Annotated in this window: 20 protein-coding genes; 7 read left to right on the top strand and 13 right to left on the bottom strand. The window is 66.5% G+C overall.

The window, feature by feature from the left end; all coding sequences use genetic code 11:
* Nucleotides 1–2: 2 nt before the first annotated feature.
* The 3 genes from HX774_RS00100 to HX774_RS00090 form a co-directional block, all read right to left on the bottom strand.
* A complete protein-coding gene (locus HX774_RS00100) occupies nucleotides 3–926 on the bottom strand; it encodes a mechanosensitive ion channel family protein (protein ID WP_178823148.1) in 924 nt (307 codons plus the stop codon).
* A gap of 123 nt (nucleotides 927–1,049) precedes the next feature.
* Entirely contained in the window at nucleotides 1,050–2,861 is a 1,812-nt protein-coding gene (locus tag HX774_RS00095; protein WP_178823146.1) for an ATP-binding protein, read from the bottom strand.
* A 101-nt stretch (nucleotides 2,862–2,962) separates the two neighbouring features.
* Nucleotides 2,963–3,265 carry a BolA family transcriptional regulator gene (locus HX774_RS00090; RefSeq protein ID WP_178823144.1) on the bottom strand — a complete coding sequence of 101 codons (303 nt, stop codon included), beginning with the start codon at nucleotides 3,263–3,265 and terminating at the stop codon, nucleotides 2,963–2,965.
* 45 nt (nucleotides 3,266–3,310) lie between these two features.
* Here HX774_RS00090 and HX774_RS00085 point away from each other — a divergent pair, with 45 nt between their 5' ends.
* Nucleotides 3,311–3,985 (top strand): J domain-containing protein, encoded by a 675-nt coding sequence (locus HX774_RS00085; RefSeq protein ID WP_114816958.1) that lies wholly within the window; start codon nucleotides 3,311–3,313, stop codon nucleotides 3,983–3,985.
* On the opposite strand, the gene HX774_RS00080 is transcribed toward HX774_RS00085, so the two are convergent.
* Nucleotides 3,945–4,160, bottom strand: a complete 216-nt coding sequence (locus HX774_RS00080) for a hypothetical protein (RefSeq protein WP_178823142.1) — start codon at nucleotides 4,158–4,160, stop codon at nucleotides 3,945–3,947. The genes HX774_RS00085 and HX774_RS00080 overlap by 41 nt on opposite strands.
* A 190-nt stretch (nucleotides 4,161–4,350) precedes the next feature.
* Here HX774_RS00080 and HX774_RS00075 point away from each other — a divergent pair, with 190 nt between their 5' ends.
* Genes HX774_RS00075 through HX774_RS00065 form a run of 3 tightly spaced genes read left to right on the top strand, consistent with a single transcriptional unit; the run spans nucleotide 4,351 to nucleotide 6,521 of the window.
* Nucleotides 4,351–4,779 carry an organic hydroperoxide resistance protein gene (locus HX774_RS00075; RefSeq protein WP_178823140.1) on the top strand — a complete coding sequence of 143 codons (429 nt, stop codon included), beginning with the start codon at nucleotides 4,351–4,353 and terminating at the stop codon, nucleotides 4,777–4,779.
* Between the two features lie 59 nt (nucleotides 4,780–4,838).
* Complete coding sequence (gene cobS, locus HX774_RS00070) at nucleotides 4,839–5,843, top strand: cobaltochelatase subunit CobS (protein ID WP_370523192.1); 1,005 nt, start codon at nucleotides 4,839–4,841, stop codon at nucleotides 5,841–5,843.
* Nucleotides 5,844–6,521: a hypothetical protein gene (locus HX774_RS00065; RefSeq protein WP_178823136.1), complete on the top strand. Its 678-nt coding sequence runs from the start codon at nucleotides 5,844–5,846 to the stop codon at nucleotides 6,519–6,521.
* Between the two features lie 15 nt (nucleotides 6,522–6,536).
* Here HX774_RS00065 and HX774_RS00060 read toward each other — a convergent pair whose 3' ends face one another.
* The 8 genes from HX774_RS00060 to HX774_RS00025 form a co-directional block, all read right to left on the bottom strand.
* Nucleotides 6,537–6,965, bottom strand: a complete 429-nt coding sequence (locus tag HX774_RS00060) for a molecular chaperone DnaJ (protein ID WP_178823134.1) — start codon at nucleotides 6,963–6,965, stop codon at nucleotides 6,537–6,539.
* A 7-nt stretch (nucleotides 6,966–6,972) separates the two neighbouring features.
* The gene (locus HX774_RS00055) at nucleotides 6,973–7,821 is read right to left on the bottom strand and encodes a division plane positioning ATPase MipZ (protein WP_114816952.1); all 849 of its coding nucleotides are present in this window, start codon (nucleotides 7,819–7,821) and stop codon (nucleotides 6,973–6,975) included.
* 96 nt (nucleotides 7,822–7,917) lie between these two features.
* Nucleotides 7,918–8,559: an SPOR domain-containing protein gene (locus HX774_RS00050; protein ID WP_178823132.1), complete on the bottom strand. Its 642-nt coding sequence runs from the start codon at nucleotides 8,557–8,559 to the stop codon at nucleotides 7,918–7,920.
* An 81-nt stretch (nucleotides 8,560–8,640) separates the two neighbouring features.
* Nucleotides 8,641–9,402 carry a chorismate mutase gene (locus HX774_RS00045; protein ID WP_178823130.1) on the bottom strand — a complete coding sequence of 254 codons (762 nt, stop codon included), beginning with the start codon at nucleotides 9,400–9,402 and terminating at the stop codon, nucleotides 8,641–8,643.
* Between the two features lie 304 nt (nucleotides 9,403–9,706).
* Nucleotides 9,707–10,279, bottom strand: a complete 573-nt coding sequence (locus HX774_RS00040) for a prephenate dehydratase domain-containing protein (RefSeq protein WP_178823128.1) — start codon at nucleotides 10,277–10,279, stop codon at nucleotides 9,707–9,709.
* Nucleotides 10,276–11,646: a class II 3-deoxy-7-phosphoheptulonate synthase gene (locus HX774_RS00035; protein ID WP_114816948.1), complete on the bottom strand. Its 1,371-nt coding sequence runs from the start codon at nucleotides 11,644–11,646 to the stop codon at nucleotides 10,276–10,278. Before HX774_RS00035 ends, HX774_RS00040 begins: the two co-directional genes overlap by 4 nt.
* 60 nt (nucleotides 11,647–11,706) lie before the next feature.
* Complete coding sequence (locus HX774_RS00030) at nucleotides 11,707–12,765, bottom strand: enoyl-CoA hydratase/isomerase family protein (RefSeq protein ID WP_218650180.1); 1,059 nt, start codon at nucleotides 12,763–12,765, stop codon at nucleotides 11,707–11,709.
* Nucleotides 12,762–13,898, bottom strand: a complete 1,137-nt coding sequence (locus HX774_RS00025; protein WP_178823126.1) for an isobutyryl-CoA dehydrogenase — start codon at nucleotides 13,896–13,898, stop codon at nucleotides 12,762–12,764. Before HX774_RS00025 ends, HX774_RS00030 begins: the two co-directional genes overlap by 4 nt.
* Before the next feature lie 310 nt (nucleotides 13,899–14,208).
* Here HX774_RS00025 and hemB point away from each other — a divergent pair, with 310 nt between their 5' ends.
* Nucleotides 14,209–15,213, top strand: coding sequence for a porphobilinogen synthase (hemB, locus tag HX774_RS00020; protein WP_178823124.1), 1,005 nt, complete (start codon nucleotides 14,209–14,211; stop codon nucleotides 15,211–15,213).
* A 168-nt stretch (nucleotides 15,214–15,381) separates the two neighbouring features.
* On the opposite strand, the gene HX774_RS00015 is transcribed toward hemB, so the two are convergent.
* A complete protein-coding gene (locus tag HX774_RS00015; protein ID WP_178823122.1) occupies nucleotides 15,382–15,876 on the bottom strand; it encodes a flavin reductase family protein in 495 nt (164 codons plus the stop codon).
* A 132-nt stretch (nucleotides 15,877–16,008) separates the two neighbouring features.
* Here HX774_RS00015 and HX774_RS00010 point away from each other — a divergent pair, with 132 nt between their 5' ends.
* Both HX774_RS00010 and HX774_RS00005 read left to right on the top strand, forming a co-directional pair.
* The gene (locus HX774_RS00010) at nucleotides 16,009–16,908 is read left to right on the top strand and encodes a flagellar motor protein MotB (RefSeq protein WP_178823120.1); all 900 of its coding nucleotides are present in this window, start codon (nucleotides 16,009–16,011) and stop codon (nucleotides 16,906–16,908) included.
* A gap of 100 nt (nucleotides 16,909–17,008) precedes the next feature.
* Nucleotides 17,009–17,743 (top strand): arginyltransferase, encoded by a 735-nt coding sequence (locus HX774_RS00005; RefSeq protein WP_178823118.1) that lies wholly within the window; start codon nucleotides 17,009–17,011, stop codon nucleotides 17,741–17,743.
* The last annotated feature ends 20 nt before the right edge of the window (nucleotides 17,744–17,763 follow it).

Raw genomic sequence — 17,763 nt, 5'->3', positions numbered from 1 at the left:
CGTCATTCTTCCTGTTCTGCCGGCGCCATGACGACGCGGGCGAATTGGGCGTCCTTGGCCGGCACCTCGACCTGGTGCGGGAAGGGTATTTCGATCCCGGCGGCGTCCAGCGCCTCCTTGCCGCTCTGCATCAGGTCGGCCTGGCCTTGCCACCAGTCGCCGACGTTGACCCAGGCGTGGAGCGTAATCTCCACCGCGCTGTCCAGCAGGGCCGTCACCCCGGTCCAGGGCGTCGGGTCTTTGAGCACCTTGGCATGGGCCACGGCCACGCCGGCCAGCACGTCGCAGGCGTCTTTCAGATTCTCACCGTACCCGACGGTGAACTTGATCTCGATCCGACGCGTCCGCTGACCCGTCAGGTTGATGATGACGTCGCTCAGGACCTTGGAATTGGGGATGACGATCTTGTGGTTGTTGGCGTTCGACAGCTGGGTCGTGAACAGGTCCAGCTTCTGCACCGTGCCCGAGGCCCCGCCGACGTCGATCACCTCGCCCACGCGATAGGGCCTCAGCATCAGCAGCATGACCCCCGCCGCCACGTTCGACAGCGTGCCCTGCAAGGCCAGACCGACCGCCAGCGAGGCGGCGCCCAGAACCGCGATGATCGAGGTCGTCTGCACGCCCAGGCGTTGCAGCACGGCGATCAGGCCGATGATGATGACAACCACCCGCACGACCTGGGCGGCGAAGCTCAGCACCGTCTGATCGTGACGGAAGGCCCGCAACCGTCCCAGCACCCGCCGCGTCACCCCCGACGCCCAGCGGGCGATGAACAGGGTGGCGGCGAAGATCAGCGCCGCAATCGTCAGGTTGATCGCCAGATCGCCGGCCATGTCCGCCAGCTTGGCCAGAATGGCGGCGTCGACCGTCAGCCGCTTTTCACCGGCGGCGACCGTCTGCGTCAGGGTTTCATGCAGGAAAGACATGCCCTTGGGTCTAGCGCCTGCCCCCGCGAATGGAAGCCCCGCGCGTCAGGCTTTCACCGAAAGACCCCGATCCGGCGCTGAAAAAACAGCCCGCTTCGACAGGCTGGCGCGTTCGGCGACCGATCAGGCCGCGGCCGCCGGTTCCTCCACCGTCTCGGCGGCCTGATGCAGGGCCGACCGCCCTCCCGGAACCTGAGCCATCAGATTGGCCAGGCTGCGGAAGTCGATCGGCTTGTTCAGATAGGCGTCCGCCCCCGCGGCCAGCCCCGCCTCGTGATCCTCGATTCGCGCCGAGGCCGACAGGACGACGATGGGCGTATCGGCATTGACGCCTCGCCCCTCACGGATCAGACGCGTCGCCGTCAACCCGTCCATGACCGGCATGTTGACGTCCATGATGATCAGGTCGAAGCGCTGGCTGCGGGCCAAATCGACGGCCAGCTGCCCGTTTTCAGCCGTGCTTGTGCGGTGTCCCGCCGACCCCATCCAGGCCTCCAGGATCATGCGGTTGACGGGGTGATCCTCGACCACCAGCACATCCATGTGGTCGCCGCCGTCTATGGCGGCGTCGATGATCTCGGCTGGCTCCGCGTGACTCCATTCGACCACTTCGCCCTCGATCGACAGGGTGAAGGTCGACCCCTCGCCCAGACGCGACGCCACAGTGATGTCGCCCCCCATGATCTGCGCCATGCGTCGCGCAATGGTCAGACCCAGTCCCGTGCCGCCGAAACGGCGCGTGGAAGAGTTGTCGACCTGGGTGAAGGGCTGGAACAGCCGATCCAGATCTTCGCGCGAGATGCCCGAACCGGAATCCGTGACGGAGAAGTCGAACCGAACCCGGCGATCGGAAATACGGGTGCCGCGCACGATGTAGCGAATTTCGCCCTGATCCGTGAACTTGACCGCATTCGACAACAGATTCTGCACCACCTGGCACACCCGCAAAGGGTCGCCGCGCACGACCGCCGGCAGTTCGCCCTCGAAGGCCGAGGTCAGCGTCAGCCCCTTGGCCTCGGCCTGCGCCTCGAACGGCCCGAGAATCCGACGATGCAGGTCGTCGACCTGCACATCCACGACATCGAAGCTCATCTTGCCGGCCTCGATCTTGGTCATGTCGAGAATGTCGTTCAGCAGGCTCAGCAGATTGTCGCCCGAGTTGCGGATGATCGACAGATATTCGCGTTGCGTACCTTCCAACCGGGTGGCGCTCAGCAGTTGGGCCGCGCCCAGCACCCCGTTCATCGGCGTGCGCAGTTCATGCGAGATGACGCCCAAGAAGCTGGACTTGGCCTCATTGGCCGCATCCGCCTTGTCGCGCGCCGTCTCCAGTTCCTCGATCAGATGGGCCTGATGCTCCTGGAAGGCGCGGATACGCTCTTCCCGCAGCACCGTCATCGTCACCAGGACAAACAGGCTGGCCGCCGTAAACGGCACCACGGCCACGAAAGGCCAGAACAATGGCCCGCCCACCAGACTGACGGCGATGATCGCTGCAACCAGACCATAGGGCGATGAAATCATGATCGCCTGTCGCGGCGAGCTGCGCAGCTGGGCGAAGACCAGCACATAGCCCGACACCAGCAGGGCGATGGCCAGCTCATGACCAAAGGGAGCGCGCGAGAACCAGGCCATCAGCGGCGCCACGGCCCAGACCGCCGTCGTGACGGTGGCCACGGCTGGGAAGACCATGCCCCACCCGGCGCCGACCTGCTGGCTGACGCGCTTTTCAACCTCGCCGCGCAGAGCGCCGGCGGCCAGGGTGGCGGCGAACCACAGCAGGCCAGGGACCAGACCGACGGTGGCGATGACGCCGACCGCCCAGCTGACGATGATCAGATAGCGCAGATAGTGGGTCTGCAGGATCGCGGTCAGCGCCTGTGCAGCCTCGCCGGGCGCCTGCCCGTCCAGCCCCTTGATCCCATCCCCCACCATTCGCACGCCCCCGCCATTGCAAATCAGTCCGGGCGGACGCTAGGCCGAAGTCTCTAAGACGAGATGAATACGTTTTTTTACGTATCAGGACGAAAAAGGCGTCAAACGCGCTCCGCTTCCGCGACCGTCAGGGCGCGCACCGCCAGGGCGTGAACCGGTCCGGCCAGCTCCTCTTTCAAAGCCGCGTTGATCGCCCTTTGCCTGGCCACACGCCCCTGCCCTTCAAAAGCGTCAGACACGATGGTCAGCTGGAAATGGCTCTCGCCGCCGTCCTTGGCGTCCATGCCGCCTTCGTGATGGTGTCCGGCGTGTTTCCAGCTATCGTCTTCCAGATCGATCCGTTGCGGAGCGAACGCCGCCGTCAGTTTTTCGCGGATAAGTGTGGCAATCGGGCCGTCTGACATCGGTCGTTCCTTGAAGCTGTCCAAATCAAGCTTACACTTGGGCCGATGTCCGCGTCATTTGAATACAAACCCCGCTTCACCGACATCCGCGTGAAGCCGCCCAAGTCCGATGAGGAGAAGGCGGCTGCGGCTGACGTCCTGCATCGCAAGAAGGGCGAGAAGTCGTGCGAGTGGCCGGACTGCACCCGTCCCGCAACCGCCAAGGCGCCGAAGTCGCGCGAGCAGCTCGCCGACTTCTATGATTTCTGCCAGACGCACGCCGGCCAGTACAACAAGAGCTGGAACTTCTACGCCGGCATGAACGAGGCTCAGGTCCGCGCCGCTCAGGAGAACGAGGCCATGACCGGCGGTCGCCCGACCTGGGAGATGAAAGCCGGCAAGAACACGCGCGAAGCCGCCGCCTTCGCCGCCAAGATGGGCACGGCCAACACCGAGGGCGCGGGTTCCTGGCGCGACAGCTTCGGCCTGTTCGGTCGCCGCACCCAGGATCAGGCCGGTCCTGCCGCGCCCGAAGTCCACCGTATCGGCAAGATCGAGCTGGCGGCCCTGACCGACCTCGACCTGAAGCCCGGGGCTGACAAGGCGGCCATCAAGGCCCGCTATCACGAGATGCTGAAACGCTTCCACCCGGACACCAACGGCGGCGACCGCGGCGCTGAAGCCAAGCTTCAGGCCGTCATCAAGGCCTGGAAAGTCTTGAAAAAGGCCGGGCACGCCTGAGCGAGCGCAACAGGCCGCCTGCCCCTGACCGGGACGCGCCGTCGATGCGCGTCACCACGTTCTCGCCGGTCCCGTCCCAGATTTCCGCAAAGGCGCTGTCCGCGTTTTCGCCCAGCATCATGCGGCGCGTTTCGCTGACGGCTTCAGGCAGGCTGTCCGCATCCAGCGCGAGCATCAGGGGCGTGCCTTCTGGCGCGTCATAGACATAGCAAAAGTACTGCGTGTACGTATTCATTGCTCTTCCCCGACGGAAGTTATGGACAAATTGTTAACACCCCCTTGTGGATCACACGAATCACAGAACCGTTGTTTCTGAACGACTGAGCCCCATATCCGACTCCTTGGATCCCCAAAGGAGTCACCTGATGGAAGTCTTGTACCGCGCCCACGCCACAGCTTCGGGAGGCGGCCGCGACGAAGGCCGCTCCGCCACCGACGACGGCAAGATCGACGTCCGCTTGTCCGTCCCGACCGAGATGGGCGGCAAGGGCGGCGACGGGACCAATCCCGAACAGCTCTTCGCCACCGGCTACGCCGCCTGCTACCTCGGCGCCCTGCGGCTGGTTTCCGGCAAGGCGGGCACCCCGGTCGGCCCGGACACGAAAGTCACCGCCGGCGTCGGCTTCGGCAAGAACACGCGCGGCGAAGGCTTCAACCTCGACGTCTCGCTCAAGATCACCGACCACGGCCTCGATCCGGCGGTCATCGACGACCTGATCCAGAAGGCGCACCAGGTCTGCCCCTACTCCAACGCCACGCGCGGCAACGTGGATGTGGCCCTGTCGGCGGAATAACCGCTCAGTTTCCTCGCGCGCGTGTTGAGCCGCGCGCGCGAGGGCACTAGATGGGTGCCATGACCTCTCCCCTCGACGCCTCGCCCGATCCCCTGGTCACGCTGGAGCCGCACCGCAAGGTGACGGTCAGGGAGGCGTTCGGCGTCGATTCCGACATGATCGTGCCCGCCTTCGACACGCGCGACAGCCACGTGCCCGAAATCGACCCGTCCTATCGCTTCGATCCGCAGACCACCCTGGCCATCTGCGCCGGCTTCGCCTTTGACCGCCGCGTCATGGTTCAGGGCTATCACGGCACCGGCAAGTCGACCCACATCGAACAGGTCGCCGCCCGCCTGAACTGGCCTCTGGTCCGCGTGAACCTGGACAGCCACATCAGCCGCATCGACCTGATCGGCAAGGACGCCATCGTCCTGAAGGACGGCAAGCAGATCACCGAGTTCCGCGAAGGCATCCTGCCCTGGTCGCTGCAACGCCCGGTCGCCCTAGTCTTCGACGAATACGACGCAGGCCGTCCCGACGTCATGTTCGTGATCCAGCGCGTGCTGGAAGCGCAAGGCCGCCTGACCCTGCTGGACCAGAACCGCGTGATCCGCCCGAACCGCTGGTTCCGCCTGTTCTCGACCACCAACACCATCGGCCTCGGCGACACCTCGGGCCTCTATCACGGCACCCAGCAGATCAACCAGGGTCAGATGGACCGCTGGAACATCGTCACCACGCTGAACTACCTCGACCACGACGTCGAAGCCGAGATCGTCGCCGCCAAGATCCCCGAGTGGAACGACGCCGAGGGCAAGCGCCGTATCGCCGCCATGGTCCGCGTCGCCGACATGACCCGCAACGCCTTCATGAACGGCGACATCTCCACCGTCATGTCGCCGCGAACGGTCATCACCTGGGCCCAGAACGCCATCATCTTCGGCGGCGACCTGGCCCTCAGCTTCCGCCTGACCTTCCTGAACAAGTGCGACGAACTGGAACGCCCCACCATCGCCGAGTTCTACCAGCGCGCCTTCGGCGAGGACCTGCCCGAAGCCGCCACGCGGGTGAAGGTGGGGTAGTTGGGCAGCGTCCCAGACTATTCTGATTACAGACTTACTCTGGGCTGCCTCTACTGCGGCGGCGAAAAGACCACACGCGACCACGCCCCTTCCAAGGTGCTGCTCGACACACCTTTGCCCGCAGACCTTCCGGTCGTAGGTGCTTGCCAACCGTGCAACGAAGGCTTCTCACAGGATGAGGAGTACCTCGCCTGCCTGCTGGACTGCGCAATCAGTGGAACGACGGAGCCAGACAAACTGCGCCGTTCAAACGTTGCTCGAAAACTTCGAGAGCAACCAGCTCTTCGCGCCCGAATCGAGAAAAGCCGCCTAGAGGCAGATGGCTACATTACGTTTTCCGTCGAGACGGGCCGCATCGAAAACGTCGTAAAGAAGCTCGCCCAAGGACACATCCTATACGAACTGTCCGAAGTATTTCGGGATGAGCCGAGTTCTATTTGGTTTAAACCACTTCATACCCTCCACCTGAGCGAGAGGGAGGCTTTCGAGACGATCTCCTTGCCGCCCATTTGGCCTGAGATGGGCTGCCGGATGATGACTCGCCTTGCCACCGGAAATCCCGGTTGGCAGGTAATCCAACCACATCGGTATCGCTATGCGACGATATTTGGCGGGCCTACCGTCGCGCGGATAGTGCTAAGCGAATACCTCGCTTGTGAAGTTGCTTGGGACGATTGAAAACTCCGGCTCCGCCTAGCCCTTGAGCAGCCGATCCCGCGCCGCGTTGACCCGCGCCGCCAGCCCCTCCGTCCCGCCCTGATCAGGATGCGCCCGTGCCATCAGGCGGCGCCAGGCGGCCTGCACAGCCTCGGGCGTCGCATCGGCGGACACGCCCAAAATGGCCCGCGCCTCGGCCTCAGATAGCCGCTCAGCCACAGGCGCACGCGGCGGCACGGTCCGAACCCGCGACTGCACCGCCAGCCATAGCCCCGCTCCCGCCAGTCCTATCGTCGCCAGCCAGACCCCGCGCGACGCAGCCAGAACCGCCCCCGCGAACAGGGCTGTGCTGAGGATGGTCGCAGAGATGCGCCAGTGCCCCCGTCCCGCACGCTCGGTCTGCCGTCCCAGACGGGCCAGCGCCCAGACCGCCACGGCGGCCAGCGTCAGCCAGATCAGGCCCATGCGACGATCAGGCCGCGGCCGCGTCCAGCGGGGCCAGCGAACCGCCCTGGGCGTCGTCCAGACCCAGGGACTGCATCAGATTGCGCAGTTCCTGACGCGCCGCCACGTGGGCCAGCGACACGGACACCGGGCGGATGTCGTTCGACAGGTCGGCCACCGTCAGGCCGAAGGGGAACAGCTCGCGATAGATGACCCGGTCGCGCAGACCCGGCCCGACGCGGAAGCCGACGCGCTTGGCCAGCTTCATCATCTTCTCTTCCAGACGACGACGGTTGCGCGCCTCGGCCACGGCCAGGCGATTGGTGACGACGACCCAGTCGATCGTCACCTGACGCCCCTCGGTGATGGCGCGGTGCTTGCGCGCCTCCCACACGCTCTCGGAATAGATGGAGGGTTTTTTCAGATCCAGCGTCACCGGATCGACCTCGCCCAACAGGTCGAAGTCGACGAAGCTGTCGTTCATCGGTGTGACGATCTGGTCGGCGCGGCCATGCGCGGCGCGCGACAGGGCCGTGTCGCCGCCGGGCGTGTCGATCAGGATGATGTCCGCCACGCCTTGCGCCTCGGCATAGGCGGCGTCAAAGCGCGCCAGCTGCTCGGCCTCGTCGGCCTTGGCCAGGGCCTTGCCGTCGCCCATGTCCGGCACGATCGGCATGGGCAGGGGCTGTTCGTTGGCCGCCGTCCACGCCCCACGGTTGGAGAAGAAGCGCTCCATTGACCGCTGACGCAGGTCCAGGTCGATGATGGCGACCTTCTTGCCCGCGTGCAGCAGGCCGGTGACGATGTGAATGGCCAGGGTGGACTTGCCCGCCCCGCCCTTTTCATTGCCGATGACGATGACCTGAGGCTGCGCCATGATGAGTCCCGATGTTTCGACGGTCGCGACTCAACCGTTCGCAGCCCGCCCCTGGACCCCTAGATCGGGCCAAGGACGTCAGTCGTCAACGAAACCTTAAGCCGCGCCTGTGGACGACGCCGCCTCTGCGGCCCGGACGCACCAGGGATCGGACGCCGCCGCGCGTTCGCACAGCGCCTTGGCCTGTGCCGATCCGGCCCGGACCTTCAGCCGAACCAGGCGCTGCCCCTTGACCTCGACCGGCTCGAACACCGGGCTCAGGCCGTGGCTGCCCTGCCCCAGACGCTCCCATGCCGCCTGGGCCGAGGCCTGGCTGGCATAGGCGCCCAGCTGGATCAGCACGGCGGGCGCAGCGGCGGCGACCGCGACGGCCCGTGGCGACTTGGATGTCTGCTGTTGCTGCGCCGCCTGCACGGCGGGCGGCGCTTCAGGGTCAATAAACACCGGCGGCAGGGCCGGCAGGACAGCCGCCGCCTTGCTCGTCAGCCCGTCGCGGGCGTCCCACAGCTGATGCGGGGTCAGAAGCTCGACCTTGAGCGGACGCCGCGCCGGCTCATCGTCCTTGCGCGAAGCGGCAGTTGCCCTCGCTGGCTCAGCCTCGCTTGTCAGAGGAATAGCCGCGATCTGGTCCGCCACGCCCTCGAAACGGTGGGGATCGGCCTCCGCCATGCCGCAGCCGGACAGCAGCGCCGCGAGGGCGCCGACCGATCCGAACCGCAGGATGACGGAAGCGTTCATGCCTCCACAGTGGACGCCGCTCTTTGAGACAGGGTTGAGGAACAGGCTTAACGCCCGTTCACACCTTCCCTTTTGTGGCGATCAGCCGATGGCGCCGACGCAGCCTTCCACGTCGCCCGGCGCCACGTCGGCGTCGGTCAGGGCCAGGGTCCAGCCGTGGTTGGTGTTCAGGCCCCAGCGCCGCGCGCCCGAACCGTCGCCGGCGTCGCCGCCGACCGTCACCACCACGCGGCGGCCCGTCGGCAAGGCCGGCGGATCGATCTTGCCCACGGCCAGCGAGGTCGGGGTGTCGCCGCCGTAGCCGTCGAAGACGCTCAGCATAGACCATTCGCGACGAAGACCCATCCACCAGGCGTCGTCAGTATTGATCGACAACACCGCCACGCCATGCCCCTCGGCAGCGTGCGCCAGCGCGGCCTGCGGGTCGCGGACCAGCTTGATGTCGGCGGCGGCGCCGAAACGCAGACGGGCGCCGTCCACGGCCTTGGCCGGGTCGATGGGAGCCCAGACGTGGACCTGCAGCCGACCCTGACGGGCCAGGCCCCAGCCGACGATCTCGCGCCACAGGTGCTCGACCGCTTCGCGGTTCTCGGGTTCGCACTGCTTCAGCACGCGGGCCTGAACGGCCTGTTCGCGGTCGGGACGCAGCTTGGTGTGCGGGCCGGTCGGCGCGTCCTTGGCCTTGCCCACCTGGGCGGCGACGGCCAGACGGCGCTCGAACAGTTCAAGGATCTGGTCGTCCAGGCTGTCGATCTCGGCGCGCAGAGCGGCCAGCGCCTTCTGCTCGGGGCTCAGCTCGGCGGATTCAGCGGGCCAGACTTGCTGGATATTGGAATTGGGCATGGGATTGGGCTTTCGGCATGGAATTTCGATGGGGAGATCGCGTCCGCCGAACATCAGGCAGGAACGCGTGCAGAGGCCGCTCGGGAGAAGCGGTCGCCAGCGAGACTGTCAGGGTTGGTTAGAAGCCCGACGCCTCAGCCGGCGTATCGAAAGCCGTAATAGCCGTAGCCAAAATAGAAGCCGGCCACCGCGCGCGTGGTGGTTTCAAGGGTCAGTTGTGCGCGCAGCGAGGACATGAATCCGGTCCGGTTTCAGGATCAGGGTCGATCCGATCCCTTCTTAAGCGCGCAAACTCTGTGCGCGGTCAAGCCCCAGGCGCACTGAGGAGGACAAATCGCGTCCGATTGTCGCTGAAATCCTGCAAATCGTTGCGCAGAACCGACAGGCCATAGACCTCGGCGGCGCGTGCAGGCGCGACCGCCGCGCGGGTCAGATCGCCGGCTTCGGCCACGGCAGCGGCGGCGCCGCCCGTGTCGAAAACCTCGACCGAGGTGATCTTCAGCTCGCCCAGCGCCTTGGAGCATTGCTGCAAGGCCACGGGATGGCTCTCGGCCGTCCTGATGTCCGACAGCCGCGCTTCGGGCAGACCCAGCAAGGCCAGCCGGATCGGTCGCCAGGCCTCGCTGACCACGACCAGCCCCGCCTCACGCACCAGACTGGCGGCGGGCTCGACCGTGCCGACGGTCGAGTTCTCGACCGGGATCAGCGCAAACTGGCACTGGCCGGACAACAGGGCGTCAATCGCCCCCTGGAAGGTCTCGAACCCGACCGCCTCGTCCCACGGGCGCAGGTCGAGGCAGGCTTCATGGCTGAAGGCGCCGGGCGCGCCCTGATAGGCGACGCAGCCCGAGCCTTCGTTTTCGACCGCCGAGGTCACGCGGCCTCGGCGCGGGCCTGACGCCCGGCCTTGAGGCGTTCCGCCACCAGGAAGGCCAGCTCCAGCGCCTGATCCGCATTCAGACGCGGATCGCAGTGGGTGTGATAGCGGCTCGACAGCTCGTCCTCTGTCACAGGCTGGGCGCCGCCGATGCACTCGGTGACGTTCTGGCCGGTCATTTCCAGGTGAACGCCGCCGGGGTGAACGCCCTCGGCCTCCGCCACGTCGATGAAGGTGCGGACCTCGCCCATGACGCGGTCGAACGGCCGGGTCTTGTAGCCGTTTGCGGCCTTCAGCGTATTGCCGTGCATCGGGTCGATCGACCAGATGACGCGCTTGCCCTCGGCCTTCACCGCCCGCATCAGGGCCGGCAGACGGTCGCCGACCTTGTCGTGGCCGAAACGGCCGATCAGGGTCAGACGGCCCGGAATATTGTTCGGGTTCAGGGCGTCGATCAGCGGCAGGATATCCTCCGCCGTCATCGTCGGCCCACACTTGACGCCGATCGGGTTCGAGATGCCGCGCATGAATTCGATATGCGCCCCGTCCAGCTGACGGGTGCGCTCGCCGATCCACAGCATGTGAGCCGAGGTGTCGAACCATTCGCCGGTCGAACCTTCCAGACGCGTCAGGGCGCTCTCGACGTTCAGCAGCAAAGCTTCGTGGCTGGTGAAGACCTCGACGCGCGACAGGTCGGGATGCGTCTCGGGCGTGACGCCGACCGCCTCCATGAAGGCCAGGGCCTCGGTGATCTTGTCAGCCAACTCGCGATAGGCCGCGCCCGCGCCATTGTCGGCGAAGCCCAGGGTCCAGCGGTGGATATTGTACAGGTCGGCATAGCCCCCGCCCGCAAAGGCGCGCAGCAGGTTCAGCGTCGAGGCCGACTGGTTATAGGCCTTCAGCAGGCGCTGCGGATCGGGCACGCGCTCTTCGGGCGTGAAGCCCATGCCGTTGATGATGTCGCCGCGATAGGACGGCAGCTCGACGCCGCCGATCTCTTCCAGCGGCGACGAGCGCGGCTTGGCGAACTGACCAGCGATACGGCCCACCTTCACCACCGGCTTGCGCCCGGCGAAGGTCAGGACCACCGCCATCTGCAGGATCAGGCGGAAGGTGTCGCGGATGTTGTCCGTCGAGAACTCCTTGAAGCTCTCGGCGCAGTCGCCGCCCTGAAGCAGGAAGGCGTTCCCCGCCTCCACCTGCGCGAGGTGCTGGGTCAGTTTGCGGGCCTCGCCGGCAAACACCAGGGGCGGCATGGCCCGCAGCTCGTCTTCGACACGGGCCAGTTCGGCCATGTCAGGATAGTCCGTCGGCATATGCACGACGGGCTTGTTTCTCCAGGATTCAGGGGTCCAGCGCTTACTCATTTCGCCTAGATAGCTCTCAAGGCGACTTGGAACAACAAATGTTGCGCCGCAGCGCCGTTTTCAGAGCGTCGACCAGGCCTCGTCGGCGGGCAAGGGCGCAAACAGCGCGTCCAGCGTCGCGTCGCTGACGCCCGACAGGTCGGCGGGCGACCACTGCGGCGCATTGTCCTTGTCGACGATGACGGCGCGCACGCCTTCCTGGAAGTCGTGGGTGCGCACCACCCGGCCGCCCAGCGCATATTCCATCGCCATGTTATCGGCGAAGGAGGACAGGCCCGCCCCCGTGCGGATCTGGCGCAGCGAAATCTTCAGCGACTGCGGCGACTTGGTCTTCAGCGTCTCAATCTGCTTCAGCGCCCACTCCGAGCCATCGCCTTCCAGCGCGGCGAAGATGTCCTCGACCGTGTCAAAGGCGAACAGCCGGTCGATGGCCTCGCGGTGCGCGTCCAGCGGCGCCGGGCCTGGCTCGCCCGACACGCGGTCAGCCACGGCCTTGGGGTCAGACGGATTGGCGAGAAGTTCGTCCTTCAAGGCCGCCGTCGCGCCGCTCTCGACGAAATGGGTGTGGATGCCCAGGGCCACCGTATCCGCCGCCTTCAGCCGCGCCCCGGTCAGCGCCAGCCAGACCCCCGTCTGCCCCGGCAGCCGCGACAGGAACCAGCCCCCGCCCACGTCGGGGAACAGGCCGATGCCCGTCTCCGGCATGGCGTAGGTGGTGCGCTCGGTGGCGATGCGAACATCCGCCGGCTCGCTGATCCCCACGCCGCCGCCCATGACGATGCCGTCGACGATGGCCGAGATCGGCTTGGGGTATTCGAACATCAGATGGTTCAGCTGATACTCGGTCTTGAAGAAGGCCCTGGCCTCCGACGCATCCCCCGCCCCGCTCTCGGCGATCATGCGAATGTCGCCCCCGGCGCAGAAACCGCGCTCGCCTGCATGGTCGATCAGCACCGAGCGCACAGCCTCATCGCCGCGCCACGCCAGCAACGCCTCGATTATCGCTTCGCACATGCCCCGGTTCAGCGCATGGATCGCCTTGGGCCGGTTTAGAGTGATGCGGCCGACACCGCTCTCGATACGGGTGATGACTTCGGGTTCGCTCACTTGACCGTTCATCGCGCCAGCTCCCGCGCGATGATGACACGCATAATCTCGTTGGTGCCTTCCAGGATGCGGTGAACCCGCAGGTCGCGCACGATCCGCTCCAGCGGATAGTCCTTCAGATAGCCATAGCCGCCGTGCAGTTGCAGCGCCTCGTCGGCGATCTGGAAACAGGCGTCTGTGGCCAGTCGCTTGGCCATGGCGCACCACTTGGTTTTTTCCGGGTGATCGTTGTCGATGGCCCAGGCCCCGCGCAGCACCATCAGGCGCGCCGCCTCCAGGTCCGTCGCCATGTCGGCCAGTCGGAATTGCAGCGCCTGGAACTGGCCGATGGCCTGACCGAACTGCTTGCGCGTGGCGACATAGTCCTGCGCCGTCTCCAGCGCCAACCGCGCCCCGCCCAGCGAACAGGCGGCGATGTTCAGGCGCCCGCCGTCCAGACCAGCCATGGCGTATTTGAAGCCCGCGCCTTCTTCGCCCAGCAGGTTGGCGACCGGGATGCGGCAATCGTCGAAGCTGACGATGGCGGTCGGCTGGGCGTTCCAGCCCATCTTCTTTTCCTGCGCCCCGAACGACAGGCCGGGCGTCCCCGCCTCGACCACCACGGCGCTGATCCCCTTGGCCCCTTCGCCGCCCGTGCGGACCATGACGACATAGACGTCCGACGTCCCCGCGCCCGAGATAAAAGCCTTGGACCCGTTCAGCACATAATGGTCGCCGTCACGCACTGCCGTCGTCCGCAGCGCCGCCGCGTCAGAGCCCGAACCCGGCTCGGTCAGGCAGTAGCTGGCGATCTTGTCCATTGTCGTCAGCGACGGCACGAAGCGCGAGCGCAGGTCGTCAGACCCGAACTTGTCGATCATCCACGTCGCCATGTTGTGGATCGAGATGAAGGCCGCCGTCGCCACGTCGCCGCGCGACAGCTCCTCAAAGATCACCGCCGCCTCGACCCGGCCCAGGGCCATGCCGCCGTGCTCCTCGCCGGTATAGATGCCGCAGAAGCCCATCTCCGCCGCCGACTTCATTACATCGACGGGGAAATGCTTGTCCTCGTCCCACCGGGCCGAATGCGGCGCCAACTCAGCGTCGGCGAAGGCCCGCGCCGCGTCCTGAATCGCGCGCTGGTCGTCGTTGAGGGCGAAGTCCATGATCTATGCTCCCGACTCTGGCCCTCTGACGGGGCGTTCGGGGCGCTTCTAGCGGCTGGCCGCCCGCGCGTCACCTTGGTGATGCCTCAGCGCCCCACATTCCGCTCATCCCGGCGGACGCCGGGATCCAGTAAGAGCTACGCGCGCATCGCTAATGTCCAGAGAGTGCAACAGTGCGAACTTCAAACGACCAATCCGAAGCCAAAGCACTGGATCCCGGCGTCCGCCGGGATGAGCGGTTGGGTGGGGCGACCACGGGTGGACAGTTCGCCTTTTGCCTCGCTCCCCGCTTTGTTCTAAGCCGCCCTTCATGACCCTGCCCCTCGCCCCCGCCGCCTTCCCCTACGCCCGCCCGCGTCGCCTGCGTTCGCAACCCTGGGTGCGCCGGCTGGTCGCCGAGACGACCCTGACGCCGGCCGACCTCATCTGGCCGATCATCGTCCACGACGGGGCCGAAGATCGCGTTCCGGTCGCCTCCATGCCGGGCGTCTTCCGCCTGTCCCCGAAAGAAGCCGCCAAGGCCGCCGTCGAGGCCCGCGACCTGGGCATCCCCATGATCGCCCTGTTCCCGAACGTGGACGGCGCCATCAAGGACAGCGTCGGCACCGCCGCCAGCGACCCCGACGGCCTGATCCCCGACTGCATCAAGGCCATCAAGGACGCCGCGCCCGAGATCGGCGTCATGACCGACGTGGCGCTCGACTGCTACACCGACCACGGCCACGACGGCGTCATGGAGAACGGCCGCATCCTCAACGACGCCAGCATCGAACGTCTGGTGGAACAGGCCTTCATCCACGCCCACGCCGGCGCCGACGCCGTGGCCCCCTCCGACATGATGGACGGCCGGGTCCAGGCCATCCGCGAGGCGCTGGAGGCCAACAGCCTGCCCGACACCCTGATCATCAGCTATGCGGCCAAGTACGCCTCGGCCTTCTACGGCCCCTATCGCGACGCGGTGGGCTCGTCCAAGTCCCTGACCGGCGACAAGAAGACCTATCAGATGGACTACGCCAACGCCGACGAGGCGCTGCGCGAGGTGGCGATGGACATTTCCGAGGGCGCCGACGCCCTGATCGTCAAGCCGGGCCTGCCCTATCTCGACATCGTCCGGCTGGTCTCCGAGACCTTCAAGATCCCAACCTTCGCCTATCAGGTGTCCGGCGAGTACGCGATGATGCAGGCCTCCATCGCCAACGGCTGGCTGGAGGAAGACCGCGCCATCCTGGAAACCCTGCACGCCTTCAAGCGTGCCGGCGCCTCCGGCGTCCTCACCTACTTCGCGCCCAAGGCGGCAAGACTGCTGGGGGCGTAAATCCCACTTCCGTCATCCTCCGGCGAGCGCAGCGAGACCGGGGGACCCAGCGGCGCCCGGAGGGCGAAAGCCCACGCGCCGCACTTGCAGTAGAGATCGCCTTCGGCGCCGCTGGGTCCCCCGGTTAGCGCCGCTGCGCGGCTTGCCGGAGGATGACGAACAGAAGGTTCACGCCCCCGGATCGACCGCCTGCCCGTACTTGCCGCGGAAATAGGTCAGGGCGTCGCCTGGATGGGTGTCGAACGCCGCCACCCGGCCCACGATCACCAGATGGTCCCCCATGACGATGCGGTCATGGGTGGTGCAGTCCAGCCGCGTCACGGCGTTGCGCAGACGCGGCGGGGCCGGATCGCCGACCTCGAACTCGTCGTCCGACAGGGTGCAGACGCCCCAGGCGAAGCGATCCGACATGGCCTGATCCTCGACCGGCAAGACATGAACCGCGAACCGCTCGGCCCCGGCGAAGGCGTCATGGCGATCCGACTTCACATCCATGCACCACAGCACCAGCGGCGGGTCCAGCGACACCGAGGTGAAGCTGTTGACCGTGATGCCCAGCGGCCCCTCGGCCGTATGGGCCGTCACCACGCAGACGCCGGTGGCGAAACCGCCCAGCGCCTTGCGATAGGCCTTGGCGTCGAATTCAGAAGAAGATGAGGTCATGGTCACAGGCCTGACCTAAGCCGTGGGTCGCTGCGCGGCAAGGTCGCACCCGGAAACGTTCGCGCCGCAACCGCTTCTTAACGGGCGGCGTGGGATTCACGGCTAACAGACGACGTTAAGATTGGCCTGCCCATGTCCGTGAGCGATCGCCCGATCCTCATCAAGAAGGTGAAAAAGGTGGTCGCCGGCGGCCACCACGGCGGCGCGTGGAAAGTCGCCTACGCCGACTTCGTGACCGCCATGATGGCCTTCTTCCTGCTGATGTGGCTGATCAACACGACCGACCCGGAGCAGAAGCGCGGCATCGCCGAGTATTTCGCCCCGGCCAACGTCTCGGCCTCGACCTCCGGCTCCGGCGGCATCCTGGGCGGCACCGCCCTGGGCGACGACGGCGCCAAGAGCTCCGGCTCCATGGCCATGGTCGAGCAACTGGCGCCCGAGGCCCCGGAATCGCCCGAAGAAGCTGGCCAGAGCACCAACCTGTCCGCCGCCAGCGAATCCGCCCTGCGCGCCGAGATCGCCCGGCGCGAGGCCGCCGACTTCGCCAGCGCCGCCGAATCCCTGCGTCAGGCCATGCAGGCCATGCCCGAACTGGCCGAGCTGTCGAAACAGCTGATCATCGACCAGACGCCCGAGGGTCTGCGCATCCAGCTGGTCGATCAGGAAGGCCGCTCAATGTTCGAGAACGGCTCCTCGCGCCCCAACCCGCGCGCCCAGATGCTGCTGCGGGCCATCGCCAAGGTCATCAACCAGCTGCCCAACCGCATCTCGATCACCGGCCACACCAGCGCCGTCGCCGGCTCCAGCCGCGCCAGCGGCGCCGGCGATTGGTCGCTGTCCTCCGCCCGCGCCGACGCCTCGCGCCTGACGCTGCAAGGCGCGGGCGTGAACGCCGACCGGGTCTATTCGGTGGCGGGCAAGGCCGGCTCAGACCCCCTCTATCCCGACGATCCTTCACTGGCCGGCAACCGCCGCATCGCCATCGTCCTGCTGCGCGAGGCGCCGGTCCTGCCCACGGACACCAGCCTGTGACCGCAAGCGCCGCTCTCACGGCGCTTGCGAAATCCCTCGGTTGCGCGCCAAATCGGCGGATGAAGATCAGCCCGGCGAGCACCGAAACGGACCTGACGCCGTGACCCAGCATTTCCCGACCCGACAGCTGCGGTTCTTCATGACCGCCAACGCCCCCTGCCCCTATCTGCCTGGTCAGTACGAGCGGAAGGTCTTCGCCAACCTGCCCTTCAGCGACGGCGCCGACGTCAACGACGCCCTGACCCAGGCCGGTTTCCGTCGCAGCCAGAACATCGCCTACCGTCCGGCCTGCGAGGCCTGCGCCGCCTGCGTCTCGGTGCGCATCCCGGTGGCCGAATTCGCCTTCTCCCGGTCCCAGCGCAAGATCCTGAACCGCAACGCCGACCTGTCGCGCGACCTGGTCGAGGCCGAGGCGACGATGGAGCAGTTCGACCTGCTGCGCCGCTACCTGACCGCCCGCCACCCCGGTGGCGGCATGAGCGACATGGGCTGGTCCGATTATGTCTCGATGGTCGAGGATACGGCGGTTCGCACCCACCTGATCGAATACCGTATGCCCGCCGACGACGACGGCCCCGGCGATCTGGTCGGCGTCTGCCTGACCGACCTGCTGCACGACGGCCTGTCGATGGTCTACAGCTTCTTCGACCCCGATCTGGAGCGCCGCAGCCTGGGCCAGTTCGCCATCATGGACCACCTGCGCCAGGCCGCCATGGTCGGCCTGCCGTACGTCTATCTGGGCTACTGGGTGCAGGGTTCGCCCAAGATGGACTACAAGGCGAAGTTCCGCCCGATGGAAGCCCTGCGCCCTCTGGGCTGGGAACGGCTCGCCTGATTCTCTCCCTCCCCTTCATG

The organism is Brevundimonas sp. P7753, from assembly GCF_013386595.1.
GTDB lineage: Bacteria > Pseudomonadota > Alphaproteobacteria > Caulobacterales > Caulobacteraceae > Brevundimonas > Brevundimonas bullata.
The sequence above is the reverse complement of the archived record's forward strand: the minus strand, read 5'-3'. Positions and strand labels throughout refer to the sequence as shown.

Coding starts and splice junctions, on each gene's coding strand:
- HX774_RS00100 (WP_178823148.1), bottom strand. CDS start 926: ATGTCTTTCCTGCATGAAACCCTGACGCAGACGGTCGCCGCCGGTGAA.
- HX774_RS00095 (WP_178823146.1), bottom strand. CDS start 2,861: ATGGTGGGGGATGGGATCAAGGGGCTGGACGGGCAGGCGCCCGGCGAG.
- HX774_RS00090 (WP_178823144.1), bottom strand. CDS start 3,265: ATGTCAGACGGCCCGATTGCCACACTTATCCGCGAAAAACTGACGGCG.
- HX774_RS00085 (WP_114816958.1), top strand. CDS start 3,311: ATGTCCGCGTCATTTGAATACAAACCCCGCTTCACCGACATCCGCGTG.
- HX774_RS00080 (WP_178823142.1), bottom strand. CDS start 4,160: ATGCTCGCGCTGGATGCGGACAGCCTGCCTGAAGCCGTCAGCGAAACG.
- HX774_RS00075 (WP_178823140.1), top strand. CDS start 4,351: ATGGAAGTCTTGTACCGCGCCCACGCCACAGCTTCGGGAGGCGGCCGC.
- cobS (WP_370523192.1), top strand. CDS start 4,839: ATGACCTCTCCCCTCGACGCCTCGCCCGATCCCCTGGTCACGCTGGAG.
- HX774_RS00060 (WP_178823134.1), bottom strand. CDS start 6,965: ATGGGCCTGATCTGGCTGACGCTGGCCGCCGTGGCGGTCTGGGCGCTG.
- HX774_RS00055 (WP_114816952.1), bottom strand. CDS start 7,821: ATGGCGCAGCCTCAGGTCATCGTCATCGGCAATGAAAAGGGCGGGGCG.
- HX774_RS00050 (WP_178823132.1), bottom strand. CDS start 8,559: ATGAACGCTTCCGTCATCCTGCGGTTCGGATCGGTCGGCGCCCTCGCG.
- HX774_RS00045 (WP_178823130.1), bottom strand. CDS start 9,402: ATGCCCAATTCCAATATCCAGCAAGTCTGGCCCGCTGAATCCGCCGAG.
- HX774_RS00035 (WP_114816948.1), bottom strand. CDS start 11,646: ATGAGTAAGCGCTGGACCCCTGAATCCTGGAGAAACAAGCCCGTCGTG.
- HX774_RS00030 (WP_218650180.1), bottom strand. CDS start 12,765: ATGAACGGTCAAGTGAGCGAACCCGAAGTCATCACCCGTATCGAGAGC.
- HX774_RS00025 (WP_178823126.1), bottom strand. CDS start 13,898: ATGGACTTCGCCCTCAACGACGACCAGCGCGCGATTCAGGACGCGGCG.
- hemB (WP_178823124.1), top strand. CDS start 14,209: ATGACCCTGCCCCTCGCCCCCGCCGCCTTCCCCTACGCCCGCCCGCGT.
- HX774_RS00015 (WP_178823122.1), bottom strand. CDS start 15,876: ATGACCTCATCTTCTTCTGAATTCGACGCCAAGGCCTATCGCAAGGCG.
- HX774_RS00010 (WP_178823120.1), top strand. CDS start 16,009: ATGTCCGTGAGCGATCGCCCGATCCTCATCAAGAAGGTGAAAAAGGTG.